18 protein-coding genes, 1 pseudogene and 1 riboswitch are annotated in these 20,864 nt (G+C 36.2%); of the genes and pseudogenes, 9 read left to right on the forward strand and 10 right to left on the reverse strand.

The genetic code is table 11. The annotated features are described in order from the left end of the window. Nucleotides 1-529 precede the first annotated feature (529 nt). The 3 genes and pseudogenes from ABWU23_RS07235 to ABWU23_RS00780 all read left to right on the forward strand — a co-directional run. On the forward strand, nt 530-865 hold the full coding sequence (locus tag ABWU23_RS07235) for a DnaJ domain-containing protein (protein WP_410530042.1): 336 nt from the start codon (nt 530-532) through the stop codon (nt 863-865). Continuing rightward, nucleotides 769-2,790, forward strand: coding sequence for an ankyrin repeat domain-containing protein (locus ABWU23_RS00775; protein WP_353270630.1), 2,022 nt, complete (start codon nt 769-771; stop codon nt 2,788-2,790). Before ABWU23_RS07235 ends, ABWU23_RS00775 begins: the two co-directional genes overlap by 97 nt. 87 nt (nt 2,791-2,877) lie before the next feature. Next, nucleotides 2,878-3,090: pseudogene (locus tag ABWU23_RS00780) on the forward strand (toprim domain-containing protein); the annotation flags it as partial. Between the two features lie 512 nt (nt 3,091-3,602). Here ABWU23_RS00780 and ABWU23_RS00785 read toward each other — a convergent pair. Continuing rightward, nucleotides 3,603-4,667 carry a 5-(carboxyamino)imidazole ribonucleotide synthase gene (locus ABWU23_RS00785; protein WP_353270631.1) on the reverse strand — a complete coding sequence of 355 codons (1,065 nt, stop codon included), beginning with the start codon at nt 4,665-4,667 and terminating at the stop codon, nt 3,603-3,605. Between the two features lie 96 nt (nt 4,668-4,763). On the opposite strand from ABWU23_RS00785, the gene apaG reads away from it, so the two are divergent. Both apaG and ABWU23_RS00795 read left to right on the forward strand, forming a co-directional pair. Continuing rightward, a complete protein-coding gene (apaG, locus tag ABWU23_RS00790; protein ID WP_353270632.1) occupies nt 4,764-5,165 on the forward strand; it encodes a Co2+/Mg2+ efflux protein ApaG in 402 nt (133 codons plus the stop codon). A 323-nt stretch (nt 5,166-5,488) separates the two neighbouring features. Then, the gene (locus ABWU23_RS00795; protein WP_353270633.1) at nt 5,489-6,442 is read left to right on the forward strand and encodes an Rpn family recombination-promoting nuclease/putative transposase; all 954 of its coding nucleotides are present in this window, start codon (nt 5,489-5,491) and stop codon (nt 6,440-6,442) included. 10 nt (nt 6,443-6,452) lie between these two features. Here the strand turns inward: ABWU23_RS00795 and ABWU23_RS00800 are convergent, their stop codons facing one another. Beyond that, entirely contained in the window at nt 6,453-8,051 is a 1,599-nt protein-coding gene (locus ABWU23_RS00800; RefSeq protein WP_264687949.1) for an ABC transporter permease, read from the reverse strand. A gap of 129 nt (nt 8,052-8,180) precedes the next feature. Between ABWU23_RS00800 and ABWU23_RS00805 the strand changes: the two genes are divergently transcribed. Beyond that, nucleotides 8,181-9,008 carry a rhodanese-related sulfurtransferase gene (locus ABWU23_RS00805; RefSeq protein ID WP_265017441.1) on the forward strand — a complete coding sequence of 276 codons (828 nt, stop codon included), beginning with the start codon at nt 8,181-8,183 and terminating at the stop codon, nt 9,006-9,008. 164 nt (nt 9,009-9,172) lie between these two features. Here the strand turns inward: ABWU23_RS00805 and topA are convergent, their stop codons facing one another. Next, nucleotides 9,173-11,623, reverse strand: coding sequence for a type I DNA topoisomerase (gene topA / locus ABWU23_RS00810; protein WP_353270634.1), 2,451 nt, complete (start codon nt 11,621-11,623; stop codon nt 9,173-9,175). 293 nt (nt 11,624-11,916) lie between these two features. Between topA and ABWU23_RS00815 the strand changes: the two genes are divergently transcribed. Continuing rightward, on the forward strand, nt 11,917-12,039 hold the full coding sequence (locus ABWU23_RS00815; RefSeq protein ID WP_264687946.1) for a hypothetical protein: 123 nt from the start codon (nt 11,917-11,919) through the stop codon (nt 12,037-12,039). Nucleotides 12,040-12,340: 301 nt separating this feature from the next. Further along, entirely contained in the window at nt 12,341-13,354 is a 1,014-nt protein-coding gene (locus tag ABWU23_RS00820) for a pyruvate dehydrogenase complex E1 component subunit beta (RefSeq protein WP_253309186.1), read from the forward strand. 43 nt (nt 13,355-13,397) lie between these two features. On the opposite strand, the gene ABWU23_RS00825 is transcribed toward ABWU23_RS00820, so the two are convergent. Then, the gene (locus ABWU23_RS00825; protein ID WP_253309185.1) at nt 13,398-13,739 is read right to left on the reverse strand and encodes a TrbC/VirB2 family protein; all 342 of its coding nucleotides are present in this window, start codon (nt 13,737-13,739) and stop codon (nt 13,398-13,400) included. Nucleotides 13,740-14,721: 982 nt separating this feature from the next. On the opposite strand from ABWU23_RS00825, the gene ABWU23_RS00830 reads away from it, so the two are divergent. Further along, nucleotides 14,722-14,865 carry a hypothetical protein gene (locus ABWU23_RS00830; protein WP_353270635.1) on the forward strand — a complete coding sequence of 48 codons (144 nt, stop codon included), beginning with the start codon at nt 14,722-14,724 and terminating at the stop codon, nt 14,863-14,865. On the opposite strand, the gene lepA is transcribed toward ABWU23_RS00830, so the two are convergent. The 6 genes from lepA to ABWU23_RS00860 form a co-directional block, all read right to left on the reverse strand. Beyond that, complete coding sequence (lepA, locus tag ABWU23_RS00835; RefSeq protein WP_265045113.1) at nt 14,837-16,633, reverse strand: translation elongation factor 4; 1,797 nt, start codon at nt 16,631-16,633, stop codon at nt 14,837-14,839. The two genes, ABWU23_RS00830 and lepA, sit on opposite strands and share 29 nt — an antisense overlap. A 79-nt stretch (nt 16,634-16,712) precedes the next feature. Continuing rightward, nucleotides 16,713-18,116 (reverse strand): malonyl-CoA decarboxylase, encoded by a 1,404-nt coding sequence (locus ABWU23_RS00840; RefSeq protein ID WP_264687944.1) that lies wholly within the window; start codon nt 18,114-18,116, stop codon nt 16,713-16,715. Between the two features lie 210 nt (nt 18,117-18,326). Continuing rightward, nucleotides 18,327-18,452, reverse strand: a complete 126-nt coding sequence (locus ABWU23_RS00845) for a hypothetical protein (protein WP_353270636.1) — start codon at nt 18,450-18,452, stop codon at nt 18,327-18,329. A gap of 448 nt (nt 18,453-18,900) precedes the next feature. Next, the gene (locus tag ABWU23_RS00850; RefSeq protein WP_253309182.1) at nt 18,901-19,590 is read right to left on the reverse strand and encodes a thiamine diphosphokinase; all 690 of its coding nucleotides are present in this window, start codon (nt 19,588-19,590) and stop codon (nt 18,901-18,903) included. A 13-nt stretch (nt 19,591-19,603) separates the two neighbouring features. After that, nucleotides 19,604-19,846 (reverse strand): SemiSWEET family sugar transporter, encoded by a 243-nt coding sequence (locus tag ABWU23_RS00855; RefSeq protein WP_253309181.1) that lies wholly within the window; start codon nt 19,844-19,846, stop codon nt 19,604-19,606. Continuing rightward, nucleotides 19,835-19,937: riboswitch (TPP riboswitch) on the reverse strand. It overlaps the preceding gene by 12 nt. A gap of 76 nt (nt 19,938-20,013) precedes the next feature. After that, a complete protein-coding gene (locus ABWU23_RS00860; protein WP_353271024.1) occupies nt 20,014-20,859 on the reverse strand; it encodes an SPFH domain-containing protein in 846 nt (281 codons plus the stop codon). Between the last annotated feature and the right edge of the window lie 5 nt (nt 20,860-20,864).

The following is a 20,864-nucleotide window of genomic DNA, read 5'->3' on the forward strand; positions in this document are numbered from 1 at the left end:
GTGTCAGCTACTTTCATGACATCATCATAAAGTAAAATGAGATCCCAGTGTTAGCTACTTGGATGACAGGGGAAGGTATTTGGATGACACCGTCATAAGGTGAACCAGTGCTCCTTTTTTTGTCATCCCAGTGCGTGACACTGGGATCTAGCCTTTATTATTTGGTTGAAATTAAGTCTTCTGGATCCCAGTGTCAGCTACTTTCATGACATCATCATAAAGTAAAATGAGATCCCAGTGTTAGCTACTTGGATGACAGGGGAAGGTATTAGGACGACACCGTCATAAAGTAAAATGAGATCCCAGTGTTAGCTACTTGGATGACAGAAGAAGGCACTGGGATGACAGGAGAAGGTACTAGCCTGACAACCGTCATCCCACTGCTTGTTAGCGCCGTGGCGGTATGAAGTAGGAAGCTATAGTATATAGAAATTCCAGCATTGTCTACATCTCTACTTTTCCTGGGTGAGTTCACTTGATTTTTATGTCATATGATGCTAATATATATTATTTGTGAGTTGGGGTATATATGGCTAGGAACTACTATGAAATACTAGAAGTAAATAAAGATGCTACTCCGGAAGAAATAAACAAAGCTTATAAAAAATTAGCACTGAAATATCATCCTGATAAACTCCCACCTAAAAAAAAAGAAAGATATCGAGAATTGTCAGAAAAGCAACGTGGTGGTGGTATTTTATCTGAGTCCGAATCGAAAGAAATGCAAGATCTTGTAATGCCATTTCTAGAGGTTCAAAGGCATATGAAGTGTTATCCAACGAGAAAAAAAGAAAAGAATATGATAAAAGTGGTTGTGAAGAGAAAAATACAGCAAAATCTGATGATTTATTTGCAGATTATATAAGGAAGCAACCATACCACTTTTTGTACCAATCAATTCTTGCAGGTGATCTAGAATCTGTACGCACAGTAGTAGAAAAGTTCAGTGTCGATATTAATATTAAGTATGATTGCATATATATTGGTATTACTCCGATTAATTATGCAATTAAAGAAGATCATGAGCAAATTGTTGATTATTTGATTAGCAAAGGAGCAAAAGTATCTCTGATTGACGCTTTACGTCTTGCTATCAAATTAAATTCTTATAAAACCGCAGGCTTGCTGTTAGGGAAGTTAGATGTGGACGATATTAATGTGCAAGATAGTGACGGGAATACGATTTTCCATGATTTCTTTAAGTATTTTAATAACCCTAATTCTGATGATTTTGTTCTAAAAAAGACGTTATTTAACTTTGATGCTTTTAATTTTGGTCAACCTTCTTCTAAGAAGTCTTCTTCCGAAAATAGTAGTAACCCTAATGTTCAGAAAGATACACAAGATAATAACATCAGTTGTAATACAAGTCCTCTCTATAAAAATATAATTAAGCTTTTTGATCAATGCCAGTCAAAAATGAACTCAATGGAATTTAGGGAAGGTTGTGCAAGAGAGAGTGTAATTATATCTCTTAAGAATGCTGTTTCCTTTTTTCACTCACTTATAGATAAAGGTGTACGTTACGATATTTCAAATAGTGAACACGTAACTTCACTTGATGTGTGTATTGACCAGTTTGTAGATAATCATAGAAAGAGTTTATGGACTGATTACATCTTTTATTATGATCGCGTGGAAACAGAGAAAGCATACTATTCAATGATGAATGTTTTTGTTGAGAAAGGAATTATAGGATTAAAGGATGCAAACGGTATTCCTATATCACACAAGATTGTAGAGCATAATATTTATCCACACGTCGAAAATAAAGCAAACATTGACTTAATGGAAGAGGATAGCAGTGGCAAAAACGCATTAGTTAAAGGATGTTGTGATGTTTCTACTATAGAATCTTTAATTGAAAATGGAGTAGATCTAAATACTCCTGATTCTTTAGGGCAAACCTTGCTGCATTACGTTGTTTCAGAATATTGCAACAGCGTTGAGGAGGTAGGTCAGAGTTTTCAGCTTGAAGAAGTAAATAAACGTTTTTATCCCAAATTAGAAGCATTAATAAAAGGTGGGGCAAAAATTGATGCTAAGGACAATAATGACAAGTCCCCAATAGACCTATTGGTAGAAAGAGGTAAAAATATGAAGGAAGATATTAATTGTTCTGCTGAGGAAAAATCTGCTGCTCTTAAAAATTCATTAGAAGTTTTGGGAATAAAACAAGAAGAAGAAAAAACTCCTGAACAGGAGCAGCCTGAAGTTTTGGATCAAGTAAATCAAGACGATGATGTACTGCCAAGTAACCTAGAAGAAGAAAAAACACCAGGAAATAAGCAGGAGCAGCTAAGCCAACCTGAAATACCAGTTTCAGATCAAGAAAATAATACTCAAGGCGATGGTGTACAGCTAAGCAACCCAGAAAAAGAAAAAACTCCTGAACAGGAGCAGCCTGAAGTTTTGGATCAAGTAAATCAAGACGATGATGTACTGCCAAGTAACCTAGAAGAAGAAAAAACTCCTGAACAGGAGCAGCTTGAAGTTTCAGATCAAAAAATTGGTATTCAAAACAATAATCAACAACCAAGTAAACCAAATGCTGCTGCTCCACGAAGTGAAAAGAGAACTATTATAGCTGCTTCTGTACTGGCAATAGCTGGAGTTGCTTTAGGAATAACTATTGCAGTTTACTTAGAAATGTTGGCGGTTGGAGTAGCGGTTGGAGTTTGTTGTCTTATTGCTGCTGCAATCATATATTGTTGTAATCAGCCTTCAAAGTCACTTGAAAATAGCAAGGTCCAAGGGTTTTCTGGAAACCATGAACAACCTACTCTGTAAAATTCACAAGACCTATTAAAATATTTTTTTACTTTTCATCGTATATTTCTCAACATATTATCTTTAAGTACTAAAATAATTAACAATATGGCGTTATTAATAGTTGAATCACCTGCGAAAGCAAAGACAATAGGCAAATATTTAAGTAAAGAGTTCAAAGTAGCTGCATCCTTTGGACATGTGAGAGATCTTCCAGCAAAAAACGGCTCTGTTGATCCAGATAATGATTTTGCCATAAAGTATGAGATTATTGAGAAAGCAGAAAAATATGTAAAAGAGCTGGCAAAGCAAGCGAGTAAAACATCACCTTGCAACAGATCCATCCCAGTGTCTGGGCACTGGGATGACATCTTTTTTCTTGACTCTTATATCTCAATGTTCGTACAAACACAAAGGCAGTGCTTGACACTGGGATGAAACCTTGACAACCGTCATCCCGCTACGTGTTAGCGGGATCTAGAGATACCGTGACGGTATGACGTAGAGTCAGCGTTAGCCATAACACAACACTTTTATACTCACCAACTCAGTATCCAATCTTGGATCCAAGTGCTTGACACTGGGATGACAAGAGGGGCTACTTGGATGGAAACCAGTGTCAGCTACTTGGATGACACCCTCATAAAGTGAAATGAGATCCCGCTAACACGTAGCGGGATGACGAGAAAGGAGCTACTTGAATGACATCCTTCCTGGTGTGCTCAAATAACAATGTTCGTACAAATACGTGCTAGAGTGACACCGTTTACTATGTAACATCTCATCATATCACAATGTTCGTACAGTTGTGGCAGAATGACGTAGAAAAACTATTAACTTAAATCTATATTGACATGTCCCATTTTACGCTTATCTCTAACCTCTTTTTTTCCATATATGGTTAAACTAGCTTTTTCGTTGCTCAAATACTTATGAGAATCATATATATCGTTACCTATTATATTTTTCGTCATACAAGGAAAGCGTAATACTACTTCCTGCATAGGTAGCCCGCATATTATCCTAACCAGCTGTTCAAATTGACTAACGTTACATGCATCCAAGCTCCAGTGGCAAGAATTGTGAGGTCTTGGAGCTAGTTCATTAACTAACAATTCGTTATCTTTAGTAACAAAAAATTCAATAGCCAGAATTCCTATTACATCGAGCGCATTTGCTATTTTCTTTGCAGCTCGTTGTACCTCTTGAGTTAATTTGCTATCTATTTTAGCTGGCACTGTTGAAATATCAAGTATTCCATCAACGTGGTAATTTTCTGCTATAGGAAAAAAAGCTACTTTACCGTTTTTATCTCTTGCAATGACTATTGAAACCTCTTTCAGTAAATCAACACTTGCTTCAAGAATGTACTCTGTATTCCAATCAAAGGAAGCAAATTGCTTCACTTCAGAATCATTCTCAAGCACATATTGCCCTTTTCCATCGTAACCCATTTCTGTTGTTTTCAGCCTTGTTGGATAGCCAAAAGTTCTACTGCTTTTCAGTAGCTCATTATAATTTTGTATACTTTTGTATTCAGCAGTTTTTATACTCAAGCTTCTAATGAAATCTTTCTCTCTAAGCCTATTTTGCGCAATGTGTAACGCTTTTTTACCCGGATAAAAATTTACATCGATATCAATTGCACTACATGGAATATTTTCAGACTCAATAGTGACCAAATCCACACTCTGTGCAAAAGATTCAAGCGCTTTCTTATCAGAGAAATCTGCTATTGTGAAATCATCAGCAACAGAGCAAGCCGGATCGTCCTTAGCACTGGCAAAAACATGTGTTTTTTGTCCAAGTTTTGTTGCAGCGATAGCAGTCATTTTACCTAATTGTCCACCACCTATTATTCCTATTACTTTTTTGCTAAGCGCATCTGGTTCGTTCATACTATAAATTGATATTTCCTAATTAAAGTATACTTGAAAAATCTATGAAAAAAGTATATAATTAAAATACTATCTTTTTATCATGAATATTCTATAATGATAGAGTACACACTAACTACCAACTTTGTTGAAGTTATAGTTTTACCAATTTATATTGAAGAGCAATCCATTCCTTATGAAAATTGCTATATATGGATGTATAACGTTAAGATAAAAAACAAAAGCCAATCAACTATTCAATTATTAAGTCGTCATTGGCAAATAATAGATTATAAGGGAAAAATAAATGAAATTGCCGGAGTTGGTGTTATCGGAGAACAACCTGTGATAAAATCTGGAGAGGTATTTAAATACACAAGTGGAACATACTTAAATGCACCGTCAGGAATAATGCAGGGTAAGTATGAATTTCTGAATGAAGAAAGCATAAAAATTTTTGAGGTTATGATACCACCCTTTTCTTTGGATAGTCCATACGTCAAAACTAGACCCCATTAACTATCAAAATAGTTTATTTGTAACCAGACTGCATTCTGTGATTTTTAGCAAAACATGATCTTTCATTTGAGCTTTCTTCAATTTAAAATAAATACAGAAAATTGCTGCCTATAGCTAAACTGACTTAGATTTACCGACAATTTGAAAAACCGTCATTCCGCTACTAGTTAGCGCCGCGGCGGCATCCTCGTCATCCCGCTACTTGTTAGCGGGATCTATGCTAAGAGATACCGCGGCAGCATAGCTATAGCTATCTTCAAAAATATGGTTGAATAATTGTTAATAATAGTGTATAATTATTAATATTTTCAAGCATTTTTGCCATGGCTCTTTCAAAATTTCTCGATCCTCGCAATGATTTGTGTTTCAAAAAAATCTTTGGAACGGAAAAAAATAAGAATATCCTGATCCACTTTTTGAACGATATTTTAGGGTTTACTGAGATAAATGCAATACAAGAAGTTGAGTTTCTTAGCACTATTATGGATCCCGAAGTTGCCTCTGATAAACAAAGTATTGTTGATGTTCTCTGCAAGGATTCTCATGGAAATAGATATATAGCAGAAATGCAGCTCGCTAGAGACAAGGGCTTCGAAAAACGCGCTCAATTATATGCCGCTAAAGCCTACTCAAGACAATTAGATAAATCTGGCAACTACATTGATTTAAAGAAAGTCTTCTTTATTGCTATTTCCAATTGTAACTTACTTCCTGAAGAAGTTGGTTATATCTCTACTCATAATATACGTGATATAAAAACCAACGGCCATTACTTAAAAGATTTTCAATTTGTCTTTATTGAGTTACCTAAATTTACAAAAAGCAAAGTAGAACAGCTAGAAAGCATAGTAGATCGTTGGCTATTTTTCTTTAAATATGCTGAAGAAACGACAGATGAAGATCTAAAGAAAATTGCAGAAAAAGCGCCAATAATAAAGCTAGCATATGATGAATTAGACAAGTTTCGTTGGAACGAAAAAGATTTAGTAGCTTACGAAGAAAGAATAATGGATCTACGGAAAGAAGAAGCCATTCTTGAATACAGACTTGATCTTGCTGAAGAGAAAGGTATACAAAAAGGTATAGAGAAAGGAAAAATTGAAGGGAAAATTGAAGGGAAAATTGAAGGGAAAATTGAAGGGAAAATTGAAGGGAAAATTGAAGGGAAAATTGAAGTCGCAAAAGCAATGCTGGCTAATAATGTTGATGTCAACACTATTGTCAAGTTTACTGGCCTTTCTATTAGTGAGATTGAAGAATTAAGTGGAAATCTGTGAACGGTTACGTTTATTTTTTATCCTTATCATCAAGTGTAAATAAGGTTATTGTAGAGATTAAGCCTATTATAACTATTATCAACGAAAATGGGGCAGCTTCTCTATAGCGCTCATCGCTTACAAGTTCATATATTCTAGTTGATATAGTTTCAAAACTAAATGGTCTTATAATGAGTGTTGCTGTGAGCTCCTTGATAGTATCCATAAATACGAGCAAAAATCCCGATAATATACTCTTCTTGATGAGAGGGATATGAACATTCAAACATGTGGAAATAGGCCCATGACCCATGGTATATGCAGTCCACTCAATTTCATTTGGTGTTTTTTTGAGCCCTGATTCTACCGCCTTGAAAGATATAGCAAAAAAACGAAATAAATATGAGTAAACTAATGCGCCAATAGTTCCTACCAAGCTAATTTCCACAATATATTGAGTAATGAAAGAAGATATTCTGCTTAAAAATATTATTATGCTAATTGCGATAATTGCATTTGGAATTGCGTAGCCTAAAGAAATGAGACGTGCTACATTATTGATTACCTTACTTTTACGCGCCGTATATCCAATCATTATTGCAATGCTAATTGAGATTAATGCGGTGATAAATGATAAACTAACGCTATTTGCTATTATATTATAGAACCTTGCTTCGTATATGAAAAACCCCTTCTCTATGCTCCAATATATGAGCGGAATCATTGGCAAAATAAAACCTATTAATATCGGCAATACACACATAAGATAAGCAAAGATCAATGGTATAGTGCCACTTACACTCCGTTTGTTGTGATAATCTGCATTAGCGTTGATTGAAGAGTAAGATATTCCTTTTTTTTGTAGTTTCTTTTCGATAGCTATTAGTGTTGCAACGAAAATCAATTCTGCAACTGCTAAAACAGTAGTTGAATATTTATCATGCAGTAAAAACCAGGTGCGATATATTCCTGTCGTAAAAGTATCGATAGCAAGAAACTGTGGTGTGCCGAAATCCGTAATTACCTCCATTAGTACCAAGGACAACCCAGCTATAATTGATGGACGTATGGAAGGTATGATGACAGAAAACAGGCTCTGTAATGAGGAGAACCCAAGTGTTGACGCAATAGTGACTGAGTTACTAACATTCTTTAGACTTGAGCGGACTAGCATATAAACGTATGGATATAAACTAAATCCCATTACTAATATTCCACCACCTAGGGATTTTATTTCAGGAAACCAATAGTCACCTTTGCTCCACTCTAAAATGTCTCTTAATGAGCTCTGCACCGGACCTGAAAATTCTAGTGTATTTACATAGACGAACGCTACTATATATCCAGGAATCGATATCGGAAAGAACAAAGCAATCTCAAAAATTTTACTTCCAGGAAATGAAAAAAATGTGGTGAGCCATGCTGGAATCACTCCAAATATGAAGGATATCCCCCCCACTCCTATCATCAAAATTAGCGTACTCAGTATATATTCAGGGAAAAGTGTGCTGATTACCCATCCAGAATTTGCTGATTCTGTAAATAGAATCGATATTAACGATAGTATAGGACAGACGAATAATATACTTACTAAAAATAAGAATATATTTTTAAATACTCTCAAAAACATTAATTTGTATCTATATTTGATATTAAAATGTTATATGTAAAAACTGAAGATATCCAGTAATTAACAGCCGTACTATTGAATATCTTTATAATTTTGTATATCATGTTTTTAGTTGATAAGTGAATAATCATGAGCTTCGTCATTGCAACTTTCTATCACTTTGTAGAACTCTCTAATTATTATGACATGAAAGACGAAATAAAAACTGCATGCGACAACATTGAATTAAAGGGTACTATACTCCTTGCAGAAGAGGGTATTAATGCAACCGTATCTGGTGAAAGAAACGCGATTGATAAAATATTCGATTTTCTACGTTCTGATTATAGGCTAAGGGACCTTACATGGAAAGAGAGTGCAGCAGAATATCAACCATTTAGCAAGATGAAGGTAAAATTAAAAAGAGAGATTGTGAATCTTGGTGTAGGCAATCTTGATATTTCCCTTAAGGGTAAATATGTTGATCCAGAGCATTGGGATGATTTTACTTCTCAACCTGACGTTTTAGTAATAGATACACGAAATGAGTATGAAGTGAAATTAGGCAAGTTTAAAAATGCAATCAATCCACATACTCAGCGTTTTCGCGATTTTCCTGAGTGGGCAAAGTCTTTCTCTGAGAGTAAAGACCTGAAAGTAGCTATGTACTGCACTGGTGGGATTAGATGCGAAAAATCAACAGCGTACATGAAAAATCTTGGATTTAACAATGTATACCACCTGAAAGGCGGCATTCTTTCTTACCTTGAAAAAACTTATAATAAAAATGGTAATTGGGAAGGTGAGTGTTTTGTTTTTGATGATAGAATTACTGTTGACAACTCACTTACTCCAAGCAACACAATAAAATGTATATTCTGCTCAAATCAAGTTTCAACGGACAAGCTGAAGTCAGTTCCACGTGGCCAAGTGGTTTGTTCTGATTGTAAACTTCAGTGTTATAGCTATAATAAATAAAACATCATGCCGCTGCAGTTGTATGCACGTTGTGATTTGAGAGCAACCTCTACCAGAAAGGGTGTCATGCAAGTGCCCAGACACTGGCATCCAGGTTCTTTTTTTCTAGATTCCAGCGTCGCGCGCTGGAATGACAATAAAGAGCATATGGTTATGCAAGAAGTCTATTTCTTACCCTTAATCAACTCTAAAGCCTTCTTCAAATCTATGCTTTCAATATCTGCATTCTTACCCAAAGCAACGTTTGTTCTATCGCATTTTATATAGAATCCGTACCTACCGTTGCAGATGAAAACTTCTTTTCCTTTTTCATTAACCCCGAGAGATTTTAACTCTTTGCGTGGACTGTTTGCAATAATTTGTACAGCTTCGCTCAATTCTGTATTCAGCACCTCTTTAGAGCTTTTTTTAAGAGAAAAATATCTACCATCATAAAAAATATAGTACCCAAATCGTCCAAGGCCTATTTTTATTTCCTTTCCGGTCTCAGGGTGTTCTCCGATTACTTTTGGCAAGGAAAGTAACTGAGTAGCGGTATTCAGATCAATATCATTAACATTTAGATCCTTTGGTATGGAAACTGTTTTTTTCTTTTTGGACTCACTATTAAACTCAAGGTAAAGCCCAAAAGGACCTTTTTTAATTACTACCTCTTGGCCTGTTATATCATCTACACCTAAACTTTTTGGATATTCTAAATTGTCATTACTACCTGTAATTTCTTTTGTATGGTTGCATTCAGGATAGTTAGAGCATCCAAGGAACACTCCTGCTCGCCCAAAGTTCAATTTTAATATACCATCAGAGCAAGCAGGGCATTTCTTACCTATTTCTTCTTTTCCTTCCTCTGAACAAAACCAATTAACTACCAAATCGTGAATGCCGCTGAAAACTTCATCATGTGTCATTTGCTTGACAGAATTTACATGACCAAAAAATGGCACCCAAAAGTGGCTCAATTCTTTTTTCCAATCTGCATGTCCATTTGAGATTAAATCAAGCTTTTCTTCCATTTGTGCTGTGAAATCATACTCTACACAACGCTGAAAAAAAGTTTCTAAAAATATGGTAACGATCTTACCACGACTGCTTGGAATAAATCTTTTATTATCCAGTGTAACATACTCACGATCCTGCAATACCGAAATAATTGTCGCATAAGTTGATGGACGGCCTATACCGATTTCCTCCATTTTTTTAACGATACTTGCTTCACTATAACGAGGTGGCGGTTGAGTGAAATGCTGTTTTGGCTCAACTGAAATCAGCTTACATGCTTCCCCTTCCTTCATGGCAGGTAGCAGGCCTTCATTTTCGGCTTCCATGTTATCTTGATAGACTTTATAAAAACCATCAAAGAATATACTTGATCCACTTGCTCGCAGAATCACTTTCTGATCAGTAGAACTAATTTCAACTACCACTTGATCAAGAATCGCCGATTCCATTTGACTTGCAATGGTTCTTTTCCAGATTAAATCGTACAATTTAAATTGCTCTGGCGTTAAGTAATCCTTAATACTACCCGGCGTTCTATTGATATCAGTTGGACGAATTGCTTCATGTGCTTCTTGAGCATTTTTGACCTTTTTTACATATTTACGAGGAGACTGTGGTAAATATTTATCACCATATAACGACTTAATTGACCCTCTAATTGAGTTTATAGCCTCATCTGCAATATGAAACCCATCTGTACGCATGTAAGTTATCAACCCTACAGTTTCACCACCAATATCGATACCTTCATATAAATTTTGCGCTATGCGCATAACATTTTTCACATTAAAATACAGCTTATTCACTGCATCTTGCTGTAGAGTAGAGGTAATAAATGGAGGAAGCGGATTTCTCTTAACTTGCTTGCGTTCTACTGTGCTTACAGCATATTGCCTTGATTCAATCTCCCTGACTAAGTTCTTTGCTTCTTCTTCATTTTTAATATCAAATTTTTCTATCTTCTTATTGTCATAGTGACTCAGCATAGCAAAAAAAGCCTCATCTTTGCTATTTTGCATTTCTGCCTTTATGCTCCAATACTCCTGTGTTATAAACTTACTGATTTCATCTTCTCGTTCGCATATAAGCTTTAATGCAACAGATTGAACTCGCCCCGCAGATTTGCTTCCCGACAATTTTGTCCACAGCAGCGGTGACAAGCTAAATCCAACTAGATAATCCAAAGCTCTGCGTGTTTGCTGTGCGCGCACTAAGTCCATATTAATTTCACGTGGATTCTTTATTGCTTCTTGAACTGCGCTCTTTGTTATCTCATTAAAGACTACTCTATAAATGTTGTTTTCATTACTGATTGCTTTCTTTTCTTTTAATGTCTCTATCACATGCCAAGCCATTGCTTCCCCTTCTCTGTCTGGGTCTGTTGCAAGATATATATCTGATGCTTTACTCGCTGCTTTTACTAACTCTTTTATATACTTTTCTGCTTTTTTAATGGTTTCATACTTTATAGCAAAATCATTATCCGGATCGACAGAACCGTTTTTTGCTGGAAGATCCCTCACATGTCCAAAGGATGCAGCTACTTTGAACTCTTTACTTAAATATTTGCCTATTGTCTTTGCTTTCGCAGGTGATTCAACTATTAATAATGCCATATTGTTAATTATTTTAGTATTTAAAGATAATATGTTGAGAAATATACGATGAAAAGTAAAAAAATATTTTAATAGGTCTTGTGAATTTTACAGAGTAGGTTGTTCATGGTTTCCAGAAAACCCTTAGACCCTTGCTATTTTCAAGTGAATTTGAAGGTCTATTACAATAGTATATGATTGCAGCAGCAACCAGACAATAAGCTCCAACTGCTATTCCCACTGCTATAGCTAACCCAAGAAAGGTTTACCTGAAGGATAGAATAGGTTATAATGGCATATTAAAGAGATGAAAAATGCCAAGCCCATATAGTGAAGACCTCAGAGAACGAGTTCTCAAAGCAGTTGATGAAAAAACAATGACGATAAAAAGAATTAGTGAAATATTTAAACTGAATATAAAAACAATATATTTATAGAGGAAAAGGAAAAAAGAAACAGGAAACATAAAGCCATCTTCAGGCTATCAAAAGGTGACTGAGCCTCATCGGTGGCAGAATCTGGGTCACGAGGTCTTCTTCCTACACTCCATGTAAGAGCAGACAGTGCCTCAAAAGAACTGCCACCTATCCACTCTGAGAAGTTATTATCTTCTCTTGCTTTCAACCAAGTAATACTTATTCATATCATCTGGGTAAGGTCAGTTTGTAAAACTTAATTTGTACGCTTCCTAGTAATTCTGATATAGTTACTTTAGTTAAAGTCTATAAAAGTTTATAAATGGCAACCTTAAGTGTAAGAGAAGCTTTATGCACAGCGATCAGAGAAGAAATGCAAAACGACCCTGACGTGTTGATCATCGGTGAAGAAGTTGCAGAGTATGATGGTGCCTATAAAGTAACAAAAGGATTACTGAAAGAGTTTGGAGAAAATAGAGTGGTTGATACGCCTATTACCGAACATGGATTTGCTGGCCTTGCTGTTGGAGCAGCATTCGCTGGATTAAAGCCAATTGTCGAATTTATGACTTTTAATTTTTCTATGCAGGCTATCGACCAAATCGTGAATTCTGCAGCAAAAACAAATTATATGTCAGGTGGACAACTTGGATGCCCCATAGTATTTCGTGGGCCAAATGGTGCTGCAGCAAGAGTTGCTGCACAACACTCTCAATGCTTTGCATCTTGGTATTCGCATATACCGGGATTAAAAGTGATAGCACCTTACTTTGCCTCCGATTGCAGAGGTCTGCTTAAAGCTGCAATTCGTGACCTGAGTCCGGTAATATTTCTAGAAAACGAAATAGCTTACGGACATGAACATGAAGTTTCTGACTCTGAGCTGTCAAATAAAGATTATCTACTTGAGATAGGCAAGGCTGCTGTTATACGGGAAGGAAAGGATGTAACTATCACTGCTTTCTCACTGAAATTAATGGATGCTTTAAACGCAGCAGATTTACTTTCAGGTGAAGGTATAGAAGCTGAAGTTATTGACCTCAGAACCTTAAGACCACTTGACACTCAAACTGTTATTAACTCTATTCAGAAGACTAATAGGTTAGTTAGTGTAGAAGAAGGATGGCCATTTGCAGGAATAGGAGCAGAGCTGTCAGCCGTTGTTATGGAACAAGGATTTGACTACCTTGATGCTCCAGTTATGCGCGTAACTGGCAAGGACATCCCCTTACCTTACGCTGCAAATCTAGAAAAAAAAGCATTACCACAAGTGGAAGATATAGTTGAAGCCGTGCATCAGGTCTGTTTTAGAAAAAAAATAATTTTTAACTTCTAATACAATATATAAAAGCAATTTACTGGCAAAATGTTATCGGAATTTATTTCTGTTTGTCCACTCCACATTGGTCCATCAAAGAAGTATTTCCACCTATACCACCCATTACTTTTGTCACAATAGTTTTAGCACCGAAAAATACAGCACAAAATATACCGAGTGCAAAAAGAGCTGGCCATGGCATTCTACCAAATATCGCAAGCAAAGCTGCACCTATTATCACTACGGTCATAAGCGGTCCACCTATTCCCCAAACGTAGCCAATAATATTACATATTACTTGAGCAGTTGTATCAGCATTAGTGTCAGCGGCAGCACTCCCAACATGAGAAAAAGAAATAAATAATACTATAAAAAGAATATTAAAAACTTTCCTAGGGTTCATCCCTATACCTTAAATTTAGATATTGCAATTATACCTAAAATACTATAATTTTTAGTAAAGCTAGCATAAAGATTGAATAACAAACGGTGCCACAAAAGTAGTTGACACACAACTGCACGAACATTGTAATATGGCACGATATCACATAGTAAACGATGTCATCCCAGTGCCCAGACACTGGGATCCGTTTTCTTTTTTCTAGATTCCAGCGTCACGCGCTGAATGACAGCAGTCCTATGTCATACCGCCGCGGTATCTCTAGATCCCGCTAACACGTAGCGGGATGACGAATTGCTTAACCGTAATACCGCCACGAACCGTCATACCGCCGCGGCGCTAACAAGTAGCAACTGTTCTCCCTCGTCATACCGCGATTCATTCGCGGTATCTCTTAGCATAGATCCCGCTAACAAGTAGCGGGATGACGAGATGCCACCGCGAACCGTCATACCGCCACGAACCGTCATACCGCCGCGGTATCTCTAGATACCGCTAACAAGCAGCGGGATGACAGCAATCCTACGTCATACCGTGATTTATTCACGGTATCTCTTAGCCGCTAACACGTAGCGGGATGACGGTTGTCGGTGAACCTAAATTACTTTAGCCATAAATGTTTGAGAAATTTACCAAACGAAAAAAAAGGCAAAAGGAACCCCATGGTTGGCTAATTATCTATATTAACTTTATAAATTGGCGTTTTTTACTCTCAACGCTCCAATTTAGCTACTTTTATAACAAAATTGTAAACGTTAAGAAATTTACTAAGCAGAAAAAAAGGCAAAAGAAACCCCGTGTTAGCTAGTTGTCACTCTCTAATCCTGCAAATTGGCGTACTATACTGTCTTAAACGACTTATAAGCGCGTTTCAGCTTATATAGGTAAAAACCCAGAAATGTTGTGAAGACATAAGGTGCACATAGTGCAAAAAATTAAAAATAAGACGCCAATACGTTGTTTTCTTGCTGTTTAATCTGCACAGATGAAGATAACTGAATACCTCCAGTACCATGATAAGGGGGCTGGCGGAGTTTGTCAAGTAAGTTTTTTCGTTTCTAACGGTTGTTGCCAAAAACTATACAAGAAGTCTTTTAAGATCAATCACTTATCTTCAAAGCTTGAATAAAAGCATTCTGTGGAATATTTACGTTCCCTATAGAATGCAACCTTTTTTTACCCTTCTTTTGCTTTTCAAGTAGTTTCATTCTTCGCGTTACATCTCCACCATAGAGTTTAGCTGTTACATCTTTTCTATATGGATTAATCGTTTCTCTGGCAATAATTTTCCCGCCCACTGCCGCTTGAATCGCGATTTTATATTGCTGACGTGGTATTAGATCCTTCAAGCGTGCGCATATTTCACGCCCCCTTTTTTCTGCTCTGCTTTTGTGAGCGATACAAGCCAGTGCATCTACGGGCTCTCCATTAATTAAAAGGCTTAATTTATCTATTTGGCTTACCAGATAGCTGGAAATTTCCCAATCCAAACTTGCATACCCCTTGGAAATTGATTTTAATCGATCATAAAAGTCAAAAACAACTTCAGACAGTGGTAACTTATATCTTAACAATGCTGTTGTTGTGTTACCAATGTAAGATAAATCTTCCTGTTCTCCCCTCCTCTCTTCACATAATGATATAATCTCACCTAAATATTGGTCAGGGACCATTATAGTTGCAGTAATCCACGGCTCTTCTACCATTTCAATCTTTGTTGGATCTGGCATGTCACTAGGATTATGAATGCTCAGAACTTCACCACCTTGCGTTGTAACCTTATATATAACACTCGGTGCAGTTGCTGTTAGATCTAAATCAAATTCTCTCTCGAGCCTTTCTTGAATAACTTCAAGATGCAACATTCCCAAAAAACCACAACGAAATCCATAGCCTAGCGCATTTGAAGTTTCTGCTTCAAAAGTAAAACTTGCATCATTCAAATGTAATTTTTCCAGTGCTTCTCTTAAATATTTAAAGTCGTCCGTTTTATTAGGAAAAATACTACAAAATACCACAGGGTGCACTTCTTTAAAACCAGGCAATGCCTTGCTGCACGGTCTTTTCTCTTCAGTAATAGTGTCTCCCACTCTACAGTCTGCAACTTCCTTCATTGAAGCAGTGATAAAACCAACTTCACCTGCTGAGAGTTCACCTGTCATTACTTTTTTAGGAGTAAAAATACCGATATTGTCCACTTGGTATGTAGAGTTATTAGACATCATAACAATCTTCATGCCCTTTTTTAGCACTCCATTTTTAATTCGTACTAAAATTACTACTCCCAAATAAGTGTCATACCAACTATCAACTAAAATTGCCTGTAGTGGAGCATTCACATCACCTTGAGGAGCTGGAAGTTTTGTCACTATAGCTTCTAATACATCCCTTATTCCAAGACCAGTCTTGGCTGATATTAAAACTGACTCACTTGCGTCAATGCCAATTACTTCCTCAACCTGGAGTTTTACCTTTTCTGGATCTGCAGCAGGGAGATCAACTTTATTGAGTACAACTATTATTTCATGATTGTTGTCAATAGCTTTATATACATTTGCAAGAGTCTGAGCTTCAACACCCTGGCTACTATCTACCACTAAAAGTGAACCTTCACATGCAGCTAAGCTTCGACTTACCTCATAAGAAAAATCAACGTGACCTGGGGTGTCCATGAGATTTAGGCAATATTGATTACCGTCGTTTGCCGTATAATTGAGTTTTACCGTCTGTGCTTTAATTGTAATGCCACGTTCACGCTCTATATCCATTGAATCGAGTATTTGATTGATCATTTCTCTTGCTTCAAGGCCGTTACATTTCTCTATTAAACGGTCAGCAAGCGTTGACTTACCGTGGTCTATATGCGCTATTATTGCAAAATTTCTTATGTTGTTCATTTATGGCCTACTATACTTAATTAGTAAAACTATTTTACATTTTAAGTGTTGTGAGGGCAATTATTTATTAAGAGACTATTTACTCCTTCAACATAGACGACACTTTTTTCGAGCAGGAAATCACTTTATTAACCATATAGTTTTCATGATTGTTATCTATTTTAGGCAACTCATACAGATAATTCACCATCATTCCAGCCGACTGACTAATACCCTTTTCAGAAGTATCCGCCATCCAGTTTAATTGTTTTATTGATGCGCCATTGCTTAAATGAAAATGTGCCACCGGATCATAAGCATTTCCATTACTATTATTCACTTTTAGTAAATAATATGTACACAGTTTAAGCATGCATTGTTTAGTTTCATTTGTACATTCAACGTTAGTTTTTAATTGCTCTGCACTTTCTAAAATTTCTGCACTAGATTGTTTTATATTTAGTTTGCCCAATAAAGTGACATCTTGGTTTAGATTGTTTTTTAGCCATTTCGTAAAGCCAGGTATTGGAGAAAGAGTTGCGTATGTTTTTATACTTTTAAACTCTTGCGATAGCTTTTCTACAACCCTTTTGATCAAAAAATTACCAAGGCTGATTCCAGATAACCCTGCTTGAGTATTTGATATTGAGTAGAATATAGCAGTGCTTGCACTACTTGGATCACTTGAAGGTACTGATTCATCTAAAAGGTGTTGAATGCTATCTGCAATCTTATTCACCAATGCAACCTCTACAAAAATTAGAGGTTCGTTTGGTATTTTGTAATGAAAGAAAGCAAAACAGAGACGATCAGAATCTAGTCTGTTTTTTAAGTCATCCCAAGAGGAAATTTTATGCACAGCTTCATATTTTATAAGTTTTTCTAGCAATGATGCAGGTGAATCCCAGGTGATTTGACGAAGATCGAGTAGATCAACATCAACCCAAGTATAGAGTATATTTTTTAATTCATTCTCTAGTGGATTCAAGCTTCTATATTGGTTCTTTAGCTTAAGCACATCAGAACGCATATCAACAATAAACTTGAGGCCTTCTGGTAGAGAAATAAATTGCTTCAATATTTTAGAACGCGGTGATTCAAGAATTTTTATTAAATCCTGTTCAAATTTATAGTTTAACTCGGGATCTTGGTTTTTCTTATACTCTTTAATTTTCTCATCTATTTCCGCTTTATTCGGATTAAATTTTTCTGCCAGGGTTTGTAGAAATTTTATTTTACCTTTCTCTGATAAGCTCAAGTACAGGTTACCAAGAGATACAGCGTTCTTACGTGCTGAAACCTCTCCTCCCTTTGGGTTTAAGCACTCGTTCATCTTCAAGACTAAACTATCGATATCGCGACTGTTGCTTAAATCAGGACCGATGTTACCAATCCACGATCTTACAGCATCTGCCACTCCACCTAGTATTTTAAAAAAGCTTCTTACCGCTTTTTTGTCTTCAACTTTCACTATATCAGTTTTTACCAATGATTCTTTTGTCATAGATTCCCTTTATTATACATGGCTAATGCAAGTCAGGTTTCCCTACGTCATACCGCCGCGGTATCTCTAGATCCCGCTAACAAGCAGCATGATGACGAATTTGTCGTTTGTCAAATCGTCGGTAAACCCAAGTTATTTTAGCTACATATAGCTTAAGTTAAAGGAAAATTTTAGCTACATAGCAGGCACTATTACTGAATTATTAATAATTCAGTAATACAATAGACTTCTTGCACTACCTCCCAAGCCACAACTGTCATTCAGTAGAAACAAAAAACTTCCTTGACAAACTCCGCCAGCCCCCTTATTATGATAGTAAGGGTATTCATGACTCAAAACTTGTTTTTGACCTGCAGGCTCAATGACAAAATTCAGTAAAAAACTTAGGGTATTTTTTGGCGGATTACATAAAATTATAGCGGCTGCATGTCTTTTAAATTTTTTCTACATTCAGCCAAATCGCGCTTATTTTAAGCGTTAGCACATTATTACAGCGCCAGTTTAAATTATTATAGGGTCAAAACTCGCACCACGGGAGTTCTTTGCCTTTTTTTTCTGCCTGGTAAATTTCTTAAATATTTATAACTAAACGACAACCGTCATCCCTGTAAAGGTCAAGTATCCCGCTACGTGTTAGCGGGATCTAGAGATACCGCGGCGGTATGACGTAGGACTGCTGTCATTCAAGTAGCTGACACTGGAATGACACGTCATAAAGGAACCAGTGTTAGCTACTTGGATGATACCTTTTTTCTACTTAGTTTGGGTTATGCAAGAAGTCTATTTACTTCTTAACTTGACGCACATGATGTCTTGCAGCATCATCTACTGCTTCTAAATAAACCATCGCCAAACATATACCACTGTGTACTTCTATAGATAACTTACTGCCTAAACTTCGATTAAAGCAAGAATTCTTTCCTGGAAAAGCAAGGTTGCTAAGATGCAGTTCCCATTTTAATCCTTTGGTTGATATTTGAGCTCTCGGTATACCAAGTAAAGATATTTTAGTATCTTTCGGCAAAGAAAAATGGGTAATACTTTTTTGTAGGATGTAACCTACCATGGGAGGTGAAGGTGTGTAAAAGATACTGCCCGTACTTAGAAAAATGTTAATATTCTGTAGTATGTGATCAATTGCTCCTCCAGTAATACCCGTTACTATTGATGGCAATAACTTTACTGTTTTTAAGTGAGCCATTGCTTTAGAAAAGTCGCAATAATCTTGATCAGGTAGATATATCGTATTCAAATTAGCACGTAAATCCAGATTTACGCTATCCAAATCTCCTACTACAAGATCAGGTTTTACGCCAATTGATAGAAGCTTGTTTGCTCCTCCATCTACAGCAATAATAGGTATATCTCGTTTAAAAAACGATGAGCTCGGTATTTCTCCATTTAGCACTACAATAGAACGATATTGTTGTTGTGTACTGCAGTGCAGCACATGATCATGGTGCAGGTTTTGCATCGTAGTAACATTTTTAAATAATTGATATTATGCTAATCACTAATCCAGCAATATTGCTAAGCACCACAAAAATTGAGCTCTGGTAAAGACCATAGCCAATCCAAGACAATGAACAAATAAGATAGTTTACTAACATTAGCATCGATACATCACGAGTAACTTTAGTGATATATGCTTTATATACTTGAGGTGATAATCCAATTAGAGATGCAATTAACGCAATGAAGCCGAAGCATTCTTCAATATTTATATACATACATTTTCCTACGCTTGCTTTAACAATATCAGGTTCAAAGGGTTGTACTTTATGTACTCTCAGCTTTTCTAGAGCACCCCTAATGCGTGTAATTTATAACATCATTTAGTCTATTAATCAAGAAATTAATAGTGACTTGCATTCATGAAACCCAATCGGCTTCTATGCTAATTATTATCCAAACTAATCGTCGGTTGTGCATCTTGCTCAGAGATTAGGGCAACCAACAAATTATTTATTAATTGAACCTTTTGCTTGCCATCTAATTGTAAGCTTTTGTTTTTTTCAAAATGAGCTATTACTTCCTCGACAATTCCTATTGCATTTTGCACTATATGCCTTCTTGCCGAAGTGATAGCATGTGCTTGTTGACGCCTTAACATTGCTTGTGCAATCTCGGACGAATACGCCAAATGCGGTATTCTTGCTTCTGTAATCTCAATTCCTGCAATATCTAATCTTTGTTGTAACATTGACCGCAATTCATCTGAAATTTTATCAGAATTTTTACGTAAAGATTCCTCATCGCTTTCGCTATCATACGGATAATTGCTTGCTAATTCTCTTATTACTGAGTCACTTTGTACAAAAACAAATTCGTGATAGTTGTTAACATTATAATACGCCTTTGCAGGGCTGTTTACTCTCCAAACAATTACTGCAGAAATCTCTATTGGACTTCCATTTGCATCATTCACTTTTATTTTTTCTGTGTTGATATTTTGAAATTTTAGGGAAACTATATATTTGCTTGAAAAGGGAAGCGTTACACATATTCCAGACTTAAAATAAGTTCCAATATAATGACCAAAAAACTCTATCACTCTTGCTTCATTAGGGTCATTAATAAAAAATCCTTGAAGAAAAGTCAAAATTGAAACAGCAGCAACTCCAAGCGCAATTGTGCTGTCATATGCAAAAAAAAGCAGCGATAAAATTAATCCTAGCGCTATTAGTACAGGAAAAAACCGGAGTTGACTTAAATTTCTATCGTTTATCGTATTCTTATCCATATTGT

Source organism: Wolbachia endosymbiont (group A) of Hedychridium roseum (genome assembly GCF_964028325.1).
Taxonomy (GTDB): Bacteria; Pseudomonadota; Alphaproteobacteria; order Rickettsiales; family Anaplasmataceae; genus Wolbachia.

Bases quoted from the DNA above. Each gene is read 5' to 3' on its own strand.
- ABWU23_RS07235 (WP_410530042.1), top strand. From the start codon at position 530: ATGGCTAGGAACTACTATGAAATACTAGAAGTAAATAAAGATGCTACT.
- ABWU23_RS00785 (WP_353270631.1), bottom strand. From the start codon at position 4,667: ATGAACGAACCAGATGCGCTTAGCAAAAAAGTAATAGGAATAATAGGT.
- apaG (WP_353270632.1), top strand. From the start codon at position 4,764: ATGATAGAGTACACACTAACTACCAACTTTGTTGAAGTTATAGTTTTA.
- ABWU23_RS00795 (WP_353270633.1), top strand. From the start codon at position 5,489: ATGGCTCTTTCAAAATTTCTCGATCCTCGCAATGATTTGTGTTTCAAA.
- ABWU23_RS00800 (WP_264687949.1), bottom strand. From the start codon at position 8,051: ATGTTTTTGAGAGTATTTAAAAATATATTCTTATTTTTAGTAAGTATA.
- ABWU23_RS00805 (WP_265017441.1), top strand. From the start codon at position 8,181: ATGAGCTTCGTCATTGCAACTTTCTATCACTTTGTAGAACTCTCTAAT.
- topA (WP_353270634.1), bottom strand. From the start codon at position 11,623: ATGGCATTATTAATAGTTGAATCACCTGCGAAAGCAAAGACAATAGGC.
- ABWU23_RS00815 (WP_264687946.1), top strand. From the start codon at position 11,917: ATGCCAAGCCCATATAGTGAAGACCTCAGAGAACGAGTTCTCAAAGCA.
- ABWU23_RS00820 (WP_253309186.1), top strand. From the start codon at position 12,341: ATGGCAACCTTAAGTGTAAGAGAAGCTTTATGCACAGCGATCAGAGAA.
- ABWU23_RS00825 (WP_253309185.1), bottom strand. From the start codon at position 13,739: ATGAACCCTAGGAAAGTTTTTAATATTCTTTTTATAGTATTATTTATT.
- ABWU23_RS00830 (WP_353270635.1), top strand. From the start codon at position 14,722: ATGAAGATAACTGAATACCTCCAGTACCATGATAAGGGGGCTGGCGGA.
- lepA (WP_265045113.1), bottom strand. From the start codon at position 16,633: ATGAACAACATAAGAAATTTTGCAATAATAGCGCATATAGACCACGGT.
- ABWU23_RS00840 (WP_264687944.1), bottom strand. From the start codon at position 18,116: ATGACAAAAGAATCATTGGTAAAAACTGATATAGTGAAAGTTGAAGAC.
- ABWU23_RS00850 (WP_253309182.1), bottom strand. From the start codon at position 19,590: ATGCAAAACCTGCACCATGATCATGTGCTGCACTGCAGTACACAACAA.
- ABWU23_RS00855 (WP_253309181.1), bottom strand. From the start codon at position 19,846: ATGTATATAAATATTGAAGAATGCTTCGGCTTCATTGCGTTAATTGCA.
- ABWU23_RS00860 (WP_353271024.1), bottom strand. From the start codon at position 20,859: ATGGATAAGAATACGATAAACGATAGAAATTTAAGTCAACTCCGGTTT.